The sequence below is a fragment of the Exiguobacterium sp. s157 genome, from assembly GCF_018618205.1.
GTDB lineage: Bacteria > Bacillota > Bacilli > Exiguobacteriales > Exiguobacteriaceae > Exiguobacterium > Exiguobacterium chiriqhucha.
Map to the genome: position 1 here is coordinate 324,640 of NZ_JACSLQ010000001.1, position 16,610 is coordinate 341,249.

Here is a 16,610-nt window from a genome sequence, read left to right on the forward strand (position 1 = left end):
CGGCATGCAGTTTGCGATTGTAGCACGGGGAGACGCGCGGTCGGCTGACATCGCGCAAGAGTTGACGAATAAATTGACCGAAGCGGGGCATTCGGTTTCGAAAGAGCCACGCATCGTCGTCTCAGTCGGAGGCGACGGGACGATGCTGCAGGCGTTCCACGAGTATATCGACCGGCTCGATCAGACGTTGCTCGTCGGCATCCACACAGGCCATCTCGGATTTTACGCCGACTGGCAACCGGATGAACTCGATGAGTTGACGGAGATGATTACAAGCGAGTCGTTCGAACCGGTGTCATACCCGCTCGTCGAGGTACTCATCGATTACGAGGATGGGACGACCGATCGACAGCTCGCCATGAACGAATGTACGATTAAAAACTATAAGCGCACACTCGTCTGTGACTTGTCGATTCGCGATGATTACTTCGAGACGTTCCGGGGCGACGGGTTGTGCATCTCGACGCCGTCCGGGTCGACGGCCTATAACAAAGCGCTCGGCGGGGCCATCGTCCATCCGTCCATCGAGGCAATTCAAGTGACGGAGATGGCGTCGATTAACAACTTGGTGTACCGCACGATTGGGTCACCGCTCTTATTGCCGAAACATCATCAAGTGAAGATTGCTCCGCACACGAAAACCGAGTTTGAACTCGCGTTCGATCATCAAGAAGCGTTGTCGTGGTCGAACGTGCGCTCCATCCGCTGTGCGGTCGCGAAAGAAAAAGTGACGTTTGCCCGGTTCCGGCCGTTCCCATTTTGGCGACGGGTCCGCGAATCGTTCATTGAAGAAGGGAAGTAACCGATGTACGGATTTACATTGCGTCGCGTCGCGGAGACAACCGTCCCGTTGCGCGACTTTTTAATGACAGACTGTGGCATCTCACGAAAGATGTTGACCCAAATCAAACAAGGTGGCCTCATCCTCGTCGATGGCAAGCCTCGCACCGTCCGCTATGACATCCGAGCAGAGGAGGCAGTGACCGTCCACTTCCCGGTCGAACAGCCCGCAGAGACGATGGTCCGTTCCAAGCGGCCGCTCACGATCCTATTTGAGGATGACTATTTGCTCGCGATCGACAAACCGGCAGGCATTGCGACAATCCCGTCCCGGCTCCATCCGGATGATACACTCGCCAACGCCGTGCTCGGCTATTATGAACAGATTGGATTGCAGTCGGCGATTCACGTCATCAACCGGCTCGACCGTGACACAAGCGGGGTCGTCCTGTTCGCAAAATATGCATACGTGCATCATCGCTTTAGCGAGTTGCAACAGACTGGCGGCTTGTCGCGGACGTATCTCGCGTTAGTCGAAGGGCAGCTTGAACCACAGACGATCGATGCCCCAATCGGCCGCGCCCCCGATTCGATTATGGAGCGAATCGTGACAGCGGACGGACAGCATGCTGTCACACATATTCTCGAAGCGGAGGCGCATGGCGCATATACGGCACTATCGATTGCCCTTGAGACCGGTCGGACGCATCAAATCCGGGTCCATCTGCGCCATATCGGCCATCCGTTGCTCGGGGATACGATGTACGGTGGCAAGACTGTTCTCGACCGTCATGCGCTCCATAGCGCTTCGGCGGCGTTTCATCATCCATTGACCGGCGAGAAGCTGTTCATCCAAGCCCCTGACCCGGCTGATTTCCAATTCATCCTGTAACAACAATAGTCCCGCACTCGGATGAGTGCGGGACTATTGTTTAGTCGTCGTCGAACATATACGTTTTTGATTTAGAGGCGACGTTCATGACGAGCCCGATGGCGATCATGTTCATGATGATCCCGGTCCCACCATAACTGATGAACGGTAACGTCAGACCGGTGATCGGGAGGACGCCGATCGTCATCCCGATGTTTTGGAAAATTTGGAACGTGAACATGGCGATGACGGCCGTGACGATGTAGCTTCCGAACGGACTGCTCGCTTCGAGGGCGATATGAATCATTCGGTACAAGAACAAGAAGAAAACGATAATCACGATCGCTGCCCCGATAAAGCCATAATGCTCGGCGATGACGGCGAAGATGAAGTCGGTTTGCGACTCAGGAAGATAGACGAGCCCTTGTCCATAGCCGGCCCCGAACATTTGGCCAGATCCAATCGCTTGAAGCGATTTGATTAACTGGAACGCCAGGTCATCGGAATACTCATACGGGTAAATCCAAGCTTGGAATCGATTCAAGGCGTGGCCTGGTACGAAACTTTGTAACAACTCGAAATGCGAGAAGAACAAATACATGAAGCCACCGATCGTTAAGGCAGCGGCGCTGAACAATCCGAGCAACCACTTCCACCCGATACCAGACACGATGATAATCGCTCCGAGCATCGTAATCAACACGAGCCCTGTGCCTAAGTCTGGTTGCGTCACAATCAGCGCGAGAGGCGGAATGGCGAGAAGCACCAATTTCATTAATAGCCATGTGTCCTGTTGGGACGAACCGTAGCGTTTATTATGGTCATAGACGATCGTCGCCATGGAAATAAGTAAGAACAACTTCATGAATTCGGCTGGCTGGAAACTGAAGCCCGGTACGTTATACCAGCCGTACGCCCCGTTGATGTTCGGAACGAGAGTCGTATCGCGGAGCGGAATCAAACCGGCTAGTAGCAATAACCCGAAGCCATACAAATACCAGTGTATTTTTCGCAACTGTTCATATTCGATGGTCATGATGGCGAACATGGCGAAGAACCCAATGATGTAGCGGATTCCTTGGTCAAATGCGAAATTAATATGTTGCAATCGCGTCGGCAACATCGGTTGGGCCGTATAGATGGCACCTAAACTGATGATCATCAAGAAAAAGACGATTGTCAAAAGTGTTGTGTCTAAACTTTTAAAATAAGATTGAATGCGGTTCATGATGAAGTCGTCTCACCCTTTCTCTACGTATTTTATCTTACCGTAAGTTAAAAAAATCGCAATACGTTACGCGCTAGTTGACAAAACAGACACCATTCTGTAATCTGATAACAGATATTATCACCAGGTACTAAAAAAGGGGAGTTTACGATGTCAATCTATCCAACGTTAACGAATAAGACGTATGTCGTCATGGGAATCGCCAATAAACGCTCGATCGCTTGGGGAATCGCGAAGACGCTCGACGCAGCAGGCGCGAAGCTCGTGCTCACATATGCGGGCGAACGCTTCAAGTCAGGACTCGAGTCGCTTGCAGCCGACTTGAACGGAGAAGCCTTGCTGTTAGAGTGTGACGTCACGAACGACGAAGCCATCGACACGACGTTCCGGGCGATTCATGAACTAGCAGGCCCGATTCAAGGGATTGCGCACTCGATCGCATTCGCAGACAAAGAAGCACTCCGCGGTGAATTCTCAGAGATGACACGCGGCCAGTTCGCGCAAGCGCTCGATATTTCGGCATACAGCTTGACGGCTGTCGTCAAAGCGGCCAAACCGTACTTCGCAGAAGATGCATCGGTCATCACGCTCACATATCTCGGCGGCGAACGCGTCGTCCCGAACTATAACTTGATGGGTGTCGCCAAGGCGGCGCTCGACTCGAGCGTCAAATATTTGGCAAACGAGTACGGCCCACACGGCGTCCGCGTCAATGCGATCTCGGCTGGCCCGATTCGGACGTTGTCGGCTAAAGGAGTCGGCGACTTTAACAGCATCTTGTCTGAACTCGAGCAAAAAGCGCCATTGCGCCGCAACGTCTCGGTAGAAGAAGTGGCCTCGACCGGCCTGTTCCTCTTGTCGAGCATGGGCAGCGGCGTGACAGGTGAAGTCATCCACGTCGATAGCGGTTATCACATTTTATAAAGATGGGGAAGGGCGTAGCGATACGCTCTTTTTTGTATTATCGTTGAAGAATTTCGGGTAAGGACTTGTGAAGGAGGTTGGATCATGGGTCCTTATCAGATTGATTTCACAGTCGTCCAATATGGAAATCGCCAAGTTCAACCAACAGAACGGGCGAATATCGAGCCGGTCACACGCATTCAACGTGTCCAACGAATCCGGCCCCGTCAAGAAGAATGGTTAGAAGCCGAACAACAAAACAGCCCCGGTCGTTTCGTCGACCGGAGCGTGTAATCTTATCCGCGGAACCGGAACGTCTCATAGACGTTCCATGTTTCGTTTTCGAGCTCATACATGACGGCCATGCGATTGATCGTCTCCTCGAAATGCACTTGTTCCATTCGCATCCGTTCGAGCACGTCGAACAGTTCGGCATCGGTCAAATCTTGACCGATGGTGATATGCGGCAGAAACTCGTATTTCGGAGGCTGCTTGAGCAGACCGTCGTGCAGTTTGTCGTGAAGCGCTGACAGTTCGCGCGTCGGCAATACTTTTAAGTAGAGGACGTTGTTCGTCGGTGCGAACGAGCGGACCCCGTCGATTTTCAATTGAACCGGTTTGGTCGAGTCTGCGACTTGCTGGAGATACTCGAGCACTTTCGGCAAATCGGCCTCGTCGATTTCAGTGCGTTCCTTGATCGTCACGTGAGGTGAGATCAACGCATACTTCGTGTCGTATCGCTTCCGATACGAGTTGGCGAAGTCTTGAACTTGTTTTGATGGAAATAAGACTACCCCAATCTTCATTCCAGTTCCCCCTTTATAAAGTGGTCTACTTTTTTATGATGACCGATTTAATGAATGAAGTCAAAGCGGGCTTAGTCTTTTTTTCGAGTTTTCAGTATAATAGACATTGAGTACTTCGAGAAGCTCTTCTCGAGATGAAAGGATGTGTAGCGGGAATGTTCCCGCATCTATGATGAAACATGTACCACACTCACGCGATGTACGCGACGCGGCACGGGCTCGCTTGATTGAACGGGGCGTATCGATCGAATCGATCGCCGAAATCGTCTATCAAATGCAAGCACCGTATTCGCCACACTTATCATTGAAAGACTGCATGGACTCGGTCGAGGCCGTGTTAGATAAACGCGAGCTCCAACACGCGATTCTCGTCGGGTCGGAACTCGACATGCTCGCCGAGCGCGGGCAATTGTCGGAGCCGCTCTTGTCAATCGTGGCGTCGGATGAAGGGTTGTTCGGTGTCGATGAGACGATTGCGATCGGGGCCGTCAACACATATGGTTCGATTGCCGTGACGACGTTCGGATACTTAGACAAAGCGAAAATCGGGATCATCAAACAGCTCGACACGAAAATGGACGACGGCCAAGTCCATACGTTCATGGATGACCTCGTCGGTGCCATCGCGGCGAACGCCTCAGGTCGGTTGGCGCACCGTCTGCGTGACATGACCGACTTCGGCGAAGACGAGATGCGGGAACGGAAAGGGTTGTATTGATGACTTCTCGCTTACAAGAGCTGGCGATCACCGGGACGATTGGATTCGTTCTCTTCTCGGTGGTCGTCGTTTTAGGTTGGGTCGTACCGGTCGACCGCTTCGTCACGGCTTCGCTTGAACCGCTCGCTGGACCATTGTTCGTTTATGTGACCGAGCTCGGCAGTGTGAAAGTGTTGATTGGTCTATCCATTATTGGCATGCTCTATTTCTTATGGCGAGGGAACCGCTTTGAGGCGTTCCGTTTGCCGATTGTCGTCATTGCCACGCTTCTCGTGACACAAGTGTTGAAGCTCGTGTTCGGGGTTGACCGACCGTCAATCGATGCCGCGCTCGACGCGACGACTTATAGCTTCCCGAGCGGTCACGCCTCTGGATCACTCGCCTTGTACGGTATGCTGGCGATCTTGATGTACCGCCGCAATGAAAACTTGATCGGGTTCGGCTTGCTTGTCGCGATGGTGTTGGCCGTCTCGTTCAGCCGGGTCATCTTGAACGTCCACTATTTCAGTGACGTCATCGGCGGGTGGCTCGTCGCGCTCGTCATCGTGGCAGGGTCAGAAGTAATAAGGAGGAAACGAAATTGATTTTAGTCTCACAAGTCGAAACATGGTTGTTCATGGACCAAACTCGAGCGGACGCCGCCGACGCCCCGACGATTTTGGTCGAAAAAGATGCGTCCGGGGCCAAGTCATTCACGGCGATGCGAACGTTGTTCCAACTCAAGAAGTGGACGGGACAACGACGCTTCGTGCCGCTCTTATCGTGCGATGAGACGGCGTATCGAGCCTATGAAGTGTTTCATGTCGACGCGGTTCCGCCGTTCGCCATCCTCGATTCGGGCCGAGTCTTATTAAAGGACAACGAAGTGGATGTGGCCTATGCGGTCGCCCTCGACGACGCTGCGCCAAAAACGTACGGTGAACGGATCGCGTTTGTAGTCGATTATGTGGAGCGGGCACTCGGTGAAACGGTCGTGCTCGCCATCGATGAGCCGGTCGCGTCGCATCCTCAGGTGCCGGAAGATGTGTTCGTACCGGAAAATGTGATGCAGACGAGTGAACGATTGTTCGCCTGGGCAAACCGACAACAAACGGAGAGGGATGAAGTGAAATGAACGAGTGGGAACCAAAAATTCAAGAACTTCTCTACGGGACGGTCGACGAACTCATCGTCCCGAAAGACGACTTTTTGACGGTCCGTTCGCTCTTGGTCGACAAGGGCTGGCTGTTTGAAGTCGTCGGTGAAGCGAAACACGGCGGCGTGACGATTTATCGGAAAAACGAACAAAGCGCGTCCTCATAAGAGGAACGCGCTTTGTTCGTTTAGGCGTTAGAAGCCAATTTGATTTTTTGTCGTTTTAACTTGTGTAATAACCAGGCATGTAACACTTCACAAGAATGGTGAGGAAGGGTCAGTTCGACAAGTGGGTGTGACTGACCGAATATAGTGAAGCGCGAATGGTCCTCGTCGAGCATTGAGACTTGAATATCGGTCGCTTCTTGAAGCGAAATCCGTTGCTCGCCGGCTACTGCATCTTTTAGTTTCAGCATTTTTCCATTCGTCGCAAACTTGGTGAACGAAGACATTCCCTGTACTTTCAGTTGTTCCATCTCGTGTATCTATTCATCCGCGTGATGAATAGATTTTCACCTCGCTTTCTCTATATTGCCTTCCATTCCTCCAGAAGGTTATTCCTAGTATACCCTCCTCGCGATAAAAGAAAAGAGTTAATTTAACGAAAAATTAAGACAATTTGTTATCAATTTATAAAAATAGTGTCTCAGGCGCTTGGTGATGGGATTTGAAACGTAATCCGTATGAGCGGGATAACAAAAAAGAACCTGATTGGCTCAGGTTCGATAAAGATTATTGCACGGGTGAACTCAAAATCGTTCAATCTCCCACGTACGACGGCGATACGTCAATTGTCCTTTCAACGCGATCGATTCTTTTTTCGCATCAAAGTCTTCTTCGAGCACCGACATGTCCTCGTAACGCCCGGCGACATAGAAGGCAATCGAGACTTGCCGATTGAACAGGCTCCGCTTCGTATGATCGAAATCGATAATCAACCCTTGCGGTGATAACGCCAAAATCTCATCGATGACCGGGAGCGGGATTGGGACGAAACTGATGTTGCGAATGTCGCGGTCGAGCTTGCTTTGCAGCACGCTCTGCAAGAAGTGCGAGATCGTCGACCAGTCTTTTATGTACAGGCTGCTATGACGATCATTCGATTCGTTGAAGAAGGCAATCTCGTTTTGAATCGAGTTCAGGAAAGGTCCTTTTAAGCCACGTTCCATATGACTGAGGAACAAGATTTCAGCGATCTCGTGATCCGATAACGATTCAAGCAGATGATAGTCAGGAAAGTCGATGGCGGTGAAACTCGTTTGGTTATTTAAATACTTGGTCGAGAACGTCGACAGTTCGTGCGCCTCGATATAGCGGAACCGGGTCCGGGACGACTGTCTCATCCCTTTCATGTCCGTCCGACAAATAATCATCGGGCGGGCGAGTGATAACGCCTCGGTGACATCGTTTAAAGTGACGCCATGCAGTGTAAAACGTTGCAGTTCTCGGTCTTGTTTAATATAGAACAACTGTTTTGACATAATTATCCCCTCAGTTCGAAGTCACTATAGTTTGATTTTAGCAAATCCCTTCGTGGCGCGCCATGTTTGAGCGGTTCTAGAGGATTGAGATGATGGTTTTTTTGGGAAAATGGTTATAATTGAGGAAAAGAAGCAGAAAGGCGGATTCCATATGTGGGGGTTGAAAAAAAGCTTTCCCGAGCTCGTGACGAGCCGGTTCATTTTGAGGGAACTCGAACCCCGTGACGCGAGGGCGCTCTATGTTATTCTTTCGACCGAGGAAGTGATGCGTTATTACGGGTCCGATCCTTTACTGGCTGTTTATGAGGCGAAGAACGTCATCGCTTATTTCAAAGATCAATTTCAGCAAGGAAAAGCGATTCGCTGGGCGATCTGTGACCGCGACACGAACGAACTGATTGGGACGATCGGCTTTCACAACTGGACCCCGCAGTATTTTCGGGCCGAAATTGGCTTCGAGGTCGCGCCGAGCCATTGGCGCCGGGGTGTCGCGTTCGAGGCGGCGTCTGCCGTCATTCGATACGGGTTTGACGAGTTCAAGTTTCATCGGATCTCGGCGCTCGTCGCTCCAGGGAACGAAGGGTCGAACCGGTTGGTGCAAAAGCTCGGCTTTACGGAGGAAGGATTGCTCCATGACTATGCCTATAGTCACGGACGTTTCATGGATTTGACGATGTATCGTCTCTTGAAAGACGAATGGAACGAAAGGGAGGAATGACGTTGAGACAAGTTGTACTGTTACATGGATTGTGTGGATCACCTGACTATTTTGAGGAACTCATCCCATTGATGGACGCGGACGTATACGCGCTGACATTACCGGGACATGCCGGGACGGAGGCCGGACCAGAGACGATGAATCAGTTTGCGGATTGGGTACTTTCTGAGATGAAACTGCGCAATCTCAAGCGTCCAATCGTGCTCGGTCATTCGTTCGGGGGCTACATCACGACCAACCTCGTCCGCCGTCATCCGGACGCGCTATCCGGTTTCGGATTGATTCATTCGACAGCGGCGGCTGATCCAGAGACGGCCAAAGTGAAGCGGAATGAAGCCATCGAACGAGTGATGGAAGAAGGGGTACATCCGTTCATCGACACGATGATTCCGAGTGTGTTTGCCGCTGATTCCGACACCGCGTTGATTGAACGCGCCAAGCAAATCGGCTACGAGATGTCAAAAGAAGGAATCATTTCCGCGCAGATGGCCATTCGCGACCGTGCCGATGAAACGGAGACGGTCCGGTCGACGAAATTGCCCGGTCTATTCCTCTATGGATCTAGTGATCCGAACATGGATGCGGAACGCGCTTTCCTAGGGGCGGACCGTCATACGAAACAGACGGTACCGGCTAGCCATATGGGGATGATGGAACAGCCAGAACGAGAAGCGCAACTCATCAATGATTGGCTCAAGGAGGTACAGGATGTCTAAATTCAAACTCGTTGCCGTATCAGGAAGTCTTCGTAAGGCGTCATATAACACGGCGCTGCTCCATTCCATCATCGAGCTCGGGCAAGATTGGTTCGACGTCGAGATCGCTTCGATTGAGATGCCGCTCTATAACGACGACTTGATCGACCCGGATGAACCCGAAGTCGTACGCGACTTCAAACGAGCCGTGCGTGAGGCGGACGGTCTGCTCGTCGTCACCCCGGAATATAACCACAGCATCCCGGGTGTGTTGAAGAACGCAATCGATTGGCTGTCGCTCGAACCAGGCACGCCGCTCCGTGAGAAACCGGTCATGATTGCCGGGGCGTCTCCGGGTATGCTTGGGACGGCGCGATGTCAAATTCATCTCCGTCAAGTATTTGCCACAAATCGTGCTAACGTTTTACCAGGAAATGAAATCTTTATCACACATTGTAAAGAAAAGATTGATAATACTGGATTACACGATGAAAAGTCTCGGCAACAAATCGACAGAGTGTTATCTGAGTATTATAACTGGATTGATTTTTGGAAGCGTCACGCAAAAAATTAACTTGAAGTCGCCCTGATTGTTTGATAGAAATGAATTGTGAAAACAAACACAAAGGGAGCGACGACAAACATGCAAAGGTATATTGAACTGTATAATGGCGGCGAGTTGGAGGACCGGGCAATCATCAATGACGGGATGACGTTCGGCCGGGTGACGATTGTGGAATTGTTCTATCAAACGAGCCATATCTTCGGATACGTCAAAGCCGATGGGGAGAAGCGCTTCTTCCTTGAGCCTGTGTCAGCAGATGATACGTTCATCGTCGAAGGAGAAGAGTATTCGCTCCAACAGTTCATCGCCCTATTTTGATTGTTCACGACGCAAGCGACTCGCTTGCGTTTTTTTGTCGTTTTCGTCACGATTGAGAGTGAGGTGATGAGAATGAAATTAGTAGCAATCGAACCAACTCCAAGTCCAAATAACTTGAAGATTATCGTCGAACCGGCGTTCACGGGCCGTGGTGTCACGTATGACAAGGCGAGCCGTGATATGCCGCCGATCATTGAAGACATCGTCGGCTTACGCGGGGTCAAGTCGGTCTACGCTGTCTCCGACTTCCTCGCCGTCGAACGCCATCCGAAACATGACTGGCACGACGTCATGAACGAGATTCGCCGCGCGTTCGGGGAAGACGTGCCGGAAGTCGAGGCAAGCCAAATGGCGGCGGACTACGAACCGGTGCACGTCTCGGTCCAGTTCGTCCTCGATGTGCCGATGCAATTGAAACTCGTCAAAGGCGACTCGGAAAAACGGGTCGGCCTGTCAAAACGGTTCGTCGACGCCGCACTTGACGTGCAGGCCCAAGTGAAAAACGTCATCCAAGACCGACGCTGGGTCGAACAAGCCCCGCGTTACGGCGAGCTAGAGGACGTGAGCGTCGTAGCGCAAGAAGAGCTCGAGGCGGCGTATCCTGAAGAACGGGTTGCTCGCATCGTCGCTCGGGCGTTTGGTCGGGAAGCCGACTATGAAGCCAATGCGAACCAATTGCAATCAGACGATTGGAAAGCACGTTTGGCGTTCTTGGACGAGCTCGAGATTACCCCGGACAACATGGTGTACTTCCGCCGCGCCCTCGAGGACAAGGTGATGGCCATCCGTCGACAAGCGGTCGTCATGATTGGCATGTTCGAAGAGAATCGGGAAGAGTATGTCACGTATATCGAACAGGCGCTCGTCGACTCGTCACCGATTGTACGGCGTACGGCCGGCGACACGGTGTCCGATTGGGCGTTGCCGCAGTCGCAACCGTCGATGATTGAGGCGCTCAAGGATAAGAGCAAGCTCGTCCGGTGGCGGGCCGCTCGATTCTTGTTCGACTGCGGAGATGAACAGGCCGTACCCGCCCTCAAAATCGCCGAAGACGATCGTGAGTTCGAGGTGTCGTTGCAGGCACGCCTTGCCAAAGAACGGATCACGAGCGGGGAAACGGCACTCGGGACAGTGTGGCAACAAATTTCAAACCGAACGAAGTAACAAATCATTCGACAATCATGAATTTAATTTTTTTACAGTTACAGGAAGAGAGACGAATCGGATTGCGATTCGTCTCTCTTTTTGCACGAATAATTTGATAATTCATCCAAATGACTAACAATCGATACCAGCAATTCGACAGTTGGGTAAACGGGTCTTTTGGCCTGTCGAACGATGGGACGTTATTCTCAATATAATCGTTGATACACTATACATATCTTATAACCGAAAAGGAGCCACACTCATGATGCTTTTTGCAGAAACACCAGAACTCGTAGCCTATAAGGAAGTCGTCGATGGTATGATCACGGTCATCTTTGAGTCGATTCACAGCGAGACGTTCTCGATCTCTGCACAAGTTCGGTCCGATATCGACGTCGCTGACGCGTTGTTCATGACAGGATGGCAGCAATACGTGGAAAACGTCCAAGTTTCATAATAAAGGTGAATAATATCCGTAAACCCATTACAAACGTCTGCACGAACGTTTACACTAGTGCTATAGACGTTTTTTTATTTTTCAGAGGAGAGTGGGATACGTGAAGAAAACTTGGTTATTGGCAATCGTTACGGCGATGATGTTGGTCGTCGCGGCTTGCAGCAAAGAAGAAGCGAACCCGAGCGATGTGGACGGTAACGCGTCGACACCGCCTGCCTTATTGACACTCGAGACGGACGTGAGCTACGATGCCGAGTCCAAACAGTTGTCGGCGACGGTATCGATGACGAATCCGAACGAGGAGCCCGTCAACGTGACGTTCAATTCGTCGCAACGCTTTCAGATGACGGTGATGAACGGGGATACGACCATCTTCGACTATGGCAGTGAATATATGTTCACAGAATCGATTATCGAAGAGACGTGGGCACCAGGTGAGAAGAAAGTGTTCGATGAAGTATTCCCACTCACGCTCGAAGCGGGTGAGTACACGGTGGATTTCGTCGGTCTGGCCCAAGTCGAAGGTGCACCTGAGATGGCGGTCACCGATCAACAGTCGCTGACCGTTGAAGCTTCCGAGGTGCCGACTGAAGAAACACCGGAAGAGCCGGCCGAAGAAACGACGGAAGAAACGACAGAAGAAACGACAGAAGAACCCGTTGAAGAGCCGAGCGACCAACCCGCGCAAACGGACGGTTCGTTCCGCGATGTGGTCATCAAATTGAACGGTAACGCGATCGATGTTTCTGGATACACGGACGTCGAAGAGTTCGAATGGAGCGTGTCGGACGGTCATAATCTATATGCCCAAGGTGCGGCCGAAGTGACAAGTGGCAGCTTCACATTTGGTGTCTTAATGGATGAAGAACCACCGGCAGGAAAAGCATTATTCTTGGAGATGACACCGATCGGCGGCGACGTCGCATCGTTCCGCATTCAATAACCGGACGACGGAAACTTAGGTTTCCGTCGTTTTGTTTCGGGAATGAAACAAGTTGACGGCATTCATAGATTGTCAGACAATTAGGCAAACCAATATCAGATAGGGAGGAAGTTGAGAATGCAGCAACATATTATTGAGACGACACACGTCAAACCATCCATCAACCCAGCCGAGGAGATTCGTCGCCGAATCGATTTTTTAAAGGCTTATGTCAACCGAGCAGGCGCGAAAGGGCTCGTCCTCGGTATCTCGGGAGGACAAGACTCAACGCTCGCCGGCAAGCTCTGCCAGCTGGCGATGGAAGAATTGCGTGAGGAAACAAGTGCGGACTTTACATTCTACGCCGTCCGTCTGCCATATGGCGAGCAACATGACGAGGCCGACGCCAAACGTGCCCTCGACTTCATTCGACCGGACAAAACGTTCACGGTCAACGTGAAACCGGCCGTCGATGCCTCAGCCAACTCGTTCCATGAAGCGACGGGACTCGAACTTGGCGACTTCCATAAAGGGAACACGAAAGCGCGCGAGCGGATGAAAGTGCAATACGACATCGCAGCCACGTACGGTGCCCTCGTCGTCGGCACGGACCATGCGGCCGAATACGTCACTGGTTTTTACACGAAGCACGGGGACGGGGCGGCCGACTTGACGCCGCTCACAGGATTGAACAAGCGCCAAGGGAAAGCGTTGCTCCATGAACTTGAAGCGCATGAGAGCTTGATTTATAAAGTGCCGACGGCTGATTTGGAAGATGACAAACCGGGACTCCCGGACGAGGTCGCTCTCGGGATGACGTATGATCAACTCGATGATTATCTCGAAGGGAAATCAGTCGATCCAGCCATCGCTGAACGGATTGAGACAATCTTCAAACGGTCGCGCCATAAACACCATATGCCGGCCTCGCTCTATGACGAGTGGTGGCAGTGATCTTAAGAACCAGCCCCCGGCTGGTTCTTTTTTATGTGGTAACTTTCGAACCGTCCCGTTAGGCGCCCATGCTTTCAGCAGGCAATCCCGAAGCCTCCTCGCGCCGAATCCGGCACTGCGGGGTCTTCGTTGGATTGCTTACCTGCATGAGTCAGGGCGCCACGGGCCGGATCGAAGGGACTTCCCTATGCTACAAATCAATCGATGCCAAAAGCCGGCAACCGAACTCCTAGGGGAGAGCGATGCAAGGACGACCCCGTAAAGCGCGATTCGCGCTGCGGAGGCATCCGCATCGCCCCAGAAACGAAGGATGCCGGCCAAAGCGATCGTAAATCACACAAAAGAACCGATCGATAGACCGGTTCTTTTGTGTATCACAGATTAGCGCTTCGAGCGTGTCGGCACGAATTGGATGAGCAAGATGAGTGTGAACGCGATCAAGCTGAGCAGCGGGATCGTGATGAATCCGAAGTAGTTCACCCAACGAATCAAACAGTCGTTACTGCAGAACGCGTCGCCGTTCGGAATGCGTTCGAGAATGACGTGATAGATGGCGATTGCCCAACCCGCCCCGGCCATGAGACCGACGAACAATTTGTTCACAGCACGGTTCGAGAGAAGCACCGTCAAGTAATAGATGGCGAGCGGATACATAAATATGCGTTGGAACCAGCATAACTTGCATGGCACGTACAGCATGATTTCCGAGAAATAAAGACTGCCGAGCGTCGCGATGGTGGCGACAATAAAGGCAAAATGATGACGTTGCATCTGATTTCCTCCTGACGATTCAAAACTAATCGACAAACATGATATGATACAGTGAAGCAATAACGTATCCAGTATACAATCTTTGAAACGATAGAGAAATAGGTGACGTCATGCAAGTATCAGAAGTGGAAGTGTTAATCGTCCTCGCCGAAGAGTTGAATATGCGGAAAGCGGCGGAGCGCTTGTTCGTCTCCCAGCCCGCACTCAGTCAGCGCCTCGTCACAATCGAGCATCAGTGGGGCAAGAAAATTTTTGTCCGTTCGACACGGGGCCTCGCGCTCACGCCGGACGGTGAAAAAATCATCGACTTCGCGAAGAAGATGTATAGCGAGGAGCAGGAGCTGCGTGGGGAGTTGACAGCGCAACAAGGTGAGGTGTACGGTACATTAAAAATCGCTGTCGCATCCATCATGGGTCAGTATTGGCTACCGCGCGTCTTGAAGCGATTCGTCGAGCGGTATCCATCGGTTCGAGTCAAACTCGTCACGGGCTGGTCAAGCGAGATGATGCGCTATATGCTAGAGGAAAATTTCCATATCGGCATCATTCGCGGGAATCCGGATTGGCGCGGTGAGAAGATGAAATTGTTCTCAGATTCGCTTCATCTGGTCGACTTGCGGATGACCGATTTGAAACAATTAAAGAATAACGAGCGTTCGTTCATTCAATTCAAGAGCGACTCGACGTATTATCAAGAAATTTTGGAGTGGTGGCAAGAGCGCTTCTCGAGCCCGCCGCTCACGACGCTCGTCGTCGACCAAATCGAGACGTGCAAACAGATGGCGTTACACGGAATCGGATTCGCGATTTTACCTGAGTCGACGATTCGCGACGTCGAGGCAATCAATAAGATTCCGCTCACGTCGTCGGATGGGATTCCGCTCGTCCGGGATACGTGGATGTTATCGACCGAGTCGATGCTCGAGTTGGCGCAAGTGAAGGCGTTTTGGGAGATTGTTGATGAAGTGACGAAGGAGAGTGTGGAATGAGTTGGGCAATTGAGGCAAGACGGCAATTACATTTGATTCCAGAACGAGGTTATGAAGAGTTCAAGACACAGGCGACGCTTGAGGAACTGATTCGATCCTTGAACTCGCCGCGCGTGCACATCTCGCATTGGCGTACCGGTTTGTTCGTCCGCATCGACGGGCTTGCCGGTGAAAAGACGATCGGTTACCGGGCCGACATGGACGGCTTACCGATCACCGAAGAGACGGGCCTCGAGTTTGCCTCGGTCCATGAAGGGATGATGCACGCCTGTGGCCATGACGTTCATATGGCAATCGCTCTCGGGTTGATTAAGCGAGCCGTCGAAGAGCCGCTCGACCATCACCTCGTCATCTTCTTCCAACCAGCCGAAGAAGGTCCGGGCGGAGCTGAGCCGATGGCCATGTCGGAATTGTTCTATCATTTCCGTCCCGATGCGATGTTCGGACTTCACGTCGCACCAGAATATCCTGTCGGCACAATCGCGTCGCGTCCAGGTGTATTGTTCGCGAGTGCGCGCGAGTTGCATCTGACGATTCATGGGAAAGGCGGGCATGGTGCCTTCCCACACGCCGGAATTGATGCCGTCATCGTCCAGGCCGCGTTGATTATGCAACTGCAAACAATCGTCTCGCGGAACATCGACCCGATGGGCAGCGCGGTCATCTCGATCGGGAAAGTGATGGCTGGGACGAAAGAGAACATCATCGCGGACACGGCGAAGCTCGACGGTACGATTCGGGCCTTGTCGGACAAGGAAATGGTCGTGCTCGAACGACGCATCCGTCAAATCATCGCCGGGGTGGAGATGACGTATAACGTCCACATCGACCTCGAGTTCGGCAATCGTTATCATGAGGTCGTCAACGACGAGCGTTATTTGTTCCAATTCGAAGAAGCGGTCGAGGAAGTCGGATACTCATACAAGACGTGCGTACCGGCCATGACCGGTGAAGATTTCGGATACATGCTGAAACAAGTTCCAGGCTTTATGGTCTGGCTCGGCGTGAACGATATGGGGTCGGGACTTCACCAATCGACGCTCAATCCGGATGAGCGGGCCATCGATGTCGCCATCGAGCTGTTCGATCATTTCTTTAGAACGGCCATCATTAAGTGAAGCAAGCGGACACGACGGTGTCCGCTTTTTTGTATG

23 protein-coding genes are annotated in these 16,610 nt (G+C 51.9%); 18 read left to right on the plus strand and 5 right to left on the minus strand.

The annotated features are described in order from the left end of the window. Nucleotides 1–4: 4 nt before the first annotated feature. The gene (locus KNP67_RS01685) at nucleotides 5–802 is read left to right on the plus strand and encodes an NAD kinase (protein ID WP_021066960.1); all 798 of its coding nucleotides are present in this window, start codon (nucleotides 5–7) and stop codon (nucleotides 800–802) included. A 3-nt stretch (nucleotides 803–805) separates the two neighbouring features. Then, on the plus strand, nucleotides 806–1,672 hold the full coding sequence (locus tag KNP67_RS01690; RefSeq protein WP_214755762.1) for an RluA family pseudouridine synthase: 867 nt from the start codon (nucleotides 806–808) through the stop codon (nucleotides 1,670–1,672). A 40-nt stretch (nucleotides 1,673–1,712) separates the two neighbouring features. Here the strand turns inward: KNP67_RS01690 and KNP67_RS01695 are convergent, their stop codons facing one another. Then, the gene (locus KNP67_RS01695) at nucleotides 1,713–2,879 is read right to left on the minus strand and encodes an FtsW/RodA/SpoVE family cell cycle protein (RefSeq protein WP_021066962.1); all 1,167 of its coding nucleotides are present in this window, start codon (nucleotides 2,877–2,879) and stop codon (nucleotides 1,713–1,715) included. A gap of 150 nt (nucleotides 2,880–3,029) precedes the next feature. Here KNP67_RS01695 and fabI point away from each other — a divergent pair, with 150 nt between their 5' ends. Next, a complete protein-coding gene (gene fabI / locus KNP67_RS01700) occupies nucleotides 3,030–3,803 on the plus strand; it encodes an enoyl-ACP reductase FabI (protein ID WP_029595774.1) in 774 nt (257 codons plus the stop codon). A gap of 84 nt (nucleotides 3,804–3,887) precedes the next feature. Further along, complete coding sequence (locus tag KNP67_RS01705; RefSeq protein WP_021066964.1) at nucleotides 3,888–4,076, plus strand: hypothetical protein; 189 nt, start codon at nucleotides 3,888–3,890, stop codon at nucleotides 4,074–4,076. A 2-nt stretch (nucleotides 4,077–4,078) separates the two neighbouring features. Here KNP67_RS01705 and KNP67_RS01710 read toward each other — a convergent pair whose 3' ends face one another. Further along, nucleotides 4,079–4,588 carry a YjcG family protein gene (locus tag KNP67_RS01710; RefSeq protein WP_021066965.1) on the minus strand — a complete coding sequence of 170 codons (510 nt, stop codon included), beginning with the start codon at nucleotides 4,586–4,588 and terminating at the stop codon, nucleotides 4,079–4,081. A gap of 172 nt (nucleotides 4,589–4,760) precedes the next feature. Between KNP67_RS01710 and KNP67_RS01715 the strand changes: the two genes are divergently transcribed. From KNP67_RS01715 to KNP67_RS01730, 4 genes are read left to right on the plus strand one after another with little or no spacing between them, the layout of a single operon-like run. Beyond that, nucleotides 4,761–5,306 (plus strand): phosphatidylglycerophosphatase A family protein, encoded by a 546-nt coding sequence (locus KNP67_RS01715; protein ID WP_029595773.1) that lies wholly within the window; start codon nucleotides 4,761–4,763, stop codon nucleotides 5,304–5,306. Then, entirely contained in the window at nucleotides 5,306–5,890 is a 585-nt protein-coding gene (locus tag KNP67_RS01720) for a phosphatase PAP2 family protein (protein WP_029595772.1), read from the plus strand. Before KNP67_RS01715 ends, KNP67_RS01720 begins: the two co-directional genes overlap by 1 nt. After that, on the plus strand, nucleotides 5,887–6,420 hold the full coding sequence (locus KNP67_RS01725) for a hypothetical protein (protein ID WP_029595771.1): 534 nt from the start codon (nucleotides 5,887–5,889) through the stop codon (nucleotides 6,418–6,420). The genes KNP67_RS01720 and KNP67_RS01725 overlap by 4 nt, the downstream gene beginning before the upstream one ends. After that, nucleotides 6,417–6,608: a hypothetical protein gene (locus KNP67_RS01730; RefSeq protein ID WP_029595770.1), complete on the plus strand. Its 192-nt coding sequence runs from the start codon at nucleotides 6,417–6,419 to the stop codon at nucleotides 6,606–6,608. The genes KNP67_RS01725 and KNP67_RS01730 overlap by 4 nt, the downstream gene beginning before the upstream one ends. 20 nt (nucleotides 6,609–6,628) lie before the next feature. On the opposite strand, the gene KNP67_RS01735 is transcribed toward KNP67_RS01730, so the two are convergent. Next, a complete protein-coding gene (locus KNP67_RS01735) occupies nucleotides 6,629–6,916 on the minus strand; it encodes an FHA domain-containing protein (RefSeq protein WP_029595769.1) in 288 nt (95 codons plus the stop codon). A 273-nt stretch (nucleotides 6,917–7,189) separates the two neighbouring features. After that, nucleotides 7,190–7,921: a hypothetical protein gene (locus tag KNP67_RS01740; RefSeq protein WP_021066974.1), complete on the minus strand. Its 732-nt coding sequence runs from the start codon at nucleotides 7,919–7,921 to the stop codon at nucleotides 7,190–7,192. Between the two features lie 151 nt (nucleotides 7,922–8,072). On the opposite strand from KNP67_RS01740, the gene KNP67_RS01745 reads away from it, so the two are divergent. From KNP67_RS01745 to nadE, 8 genes are all read left to right on the plus strand, one after another. After that, the gene (locus KNP67_RS01745) at nucleotides 8,073–8,639 is read left to right on the plus strand and encodes a GNAT family N-acetyltransferase (protein ID WP_021066975.1); all 567 of its coding nucleotides are present in this window, start codon (nucleotides 8,073–8,075) and stop codon (nucleotides 8,637–8,639) included. 2 nt (nucleotides 8,640–8,641) lie between these two features. Continuing rightward, nucleotides 8,642–9,355 (plus strand): alpha/beta fold hydrolase, encoded by a 714-nt coding sequence (locus KNP67_RS01750; protein ID WP_158001044.1) that lies wholly within the window; start codon nucleotides 8,642–8,644, stop codon nucleotides 9,353–9,355. Continuing rightward, nucleotides 9,348–9,908, plus strand: coding sequence for an NADPH-dependent FMN reductase (locus KNP67_RS01755; protein WP_029595767.1), 561 nt, complete (start codon nucleotides 9,348–9,350; stop codon nucleotides 9,906–9,908). The genes KNP67_RS01750 and KNP67_RS01755 overlap by 8 nt, the downstream gene beginning before the upstream one ends. 69 nt (nucleotides 9,909–9,977) lie before the next feature. Beyond that, entirely contained in the window at nucleotides 9,978–10,217 is a 240-nt protein-coding gene (locus KNP67_RS01760) for a hypothetical protein (RefSeq protein WP_035385680.1), read from the plus strand. 72 nt (nucleotides 10,218–10,289) lie between these two features. Then, entirely contained in the window at nucleotides 10,290–11,381 is a 1,092-nt protein-coding gene (locus tag KNP67_RS01765) for a virulence factor (RefSeq protein ID WP_029595766.1), read from the plus strand. A 244-nt stretch (nucleotides 11,382–11,625) separates the two neighbouring features. Then, nucleotides 11,626–11,820 carry a hypothetical protein gene (locus tag KNP67_RS01770; protein ID WP_021066980.1) on the plus strand — a complete coding sequence of 65 codons (195 nt, stop codon included), beginning with the start codon at nucleotides 11,626–11,628 and terminating at the stop codon, nucleotides 11,818–11,820. 100 nt (nucleotides 11,821–11,920) lie between these two features. Next, nucleotides 11,921–12,763, plus strand: coding sequence for a BsuPI-related putative proteinase inhibitor (locus tag KNP67_RS01775; protein ID WP_242678884.1), 843 nt, complete (start codon nucleotides 11,921–11,923; stop codon nucleotides 12,761–12,763). A gap of 117 nt (nucleotides 12,764–12,880) precedes the next feature. Then, nucleotides 12,881–13,696, plus strand: a complete 816-nt coding sequence (nadE, locus tag KNP67_RS01780) for an ammonia-dependent NAD(+) synthetase (protein WP_131471123.1) — start codon at nucleotides 12,881–12,883, stop codon at nucleotides 13,694–13,696. Nucleotides 13,697–14,077: 381 nt separating this feature from the next. On the opposite strand, the gene KNP67_RS01785 is transcribed toward nadE, so the two are convergent. Further along, nucleotides 14,078–14,467, minus strand: a complete 390-nt coding sequence (locus KNP67_RS01785; RefSeq protein WP_214755763.1) for a disulfide bond formation protein B — start codon at nucleotides 14,465–14,467, stop codon at nucleotides 14,078–14,080. A gap of 110 nt (nucleotides 14,468–14,577) precedes the next feature. Between KNP67_RS01785 and KNP67_RS01790 the strand changes: the two genes are divergently transcribed. Next, the gene (locus tag KNP67_RS01790) at nucleotides 14,578–15,456 is read left to right on the plus strand and encodes a transcriptional regulator CcpC (RefSeq protein WP_021066984.1); all 879 of its coding nucleotides are present in this window, start codon (nucleotides 14,578–14,580) and stop codon (nucleotides 15,454–15,456) included. After that, nucleotides 15,453–16,574 carry an N-acetyldiaminopimelate deacetylase gene (locus KNP67_RS01795; RefSeq protein ID WP_131471124.1) on the plus strand — a complete coding sequence of 374 codons (1,122 nt, stop codon included), beginning with the start codon at nucleotides 15,453–15,455 and terminating at the stop codon, nucleotides 16,572–16,574. The genes KNP67_RS01790 and KNP67_RS01795 overlap by 4 nt, the downstream gene beginning before the upstream one ends. Nucleotides 16,575–16,610: the final 36 nt, after the last annotated feature.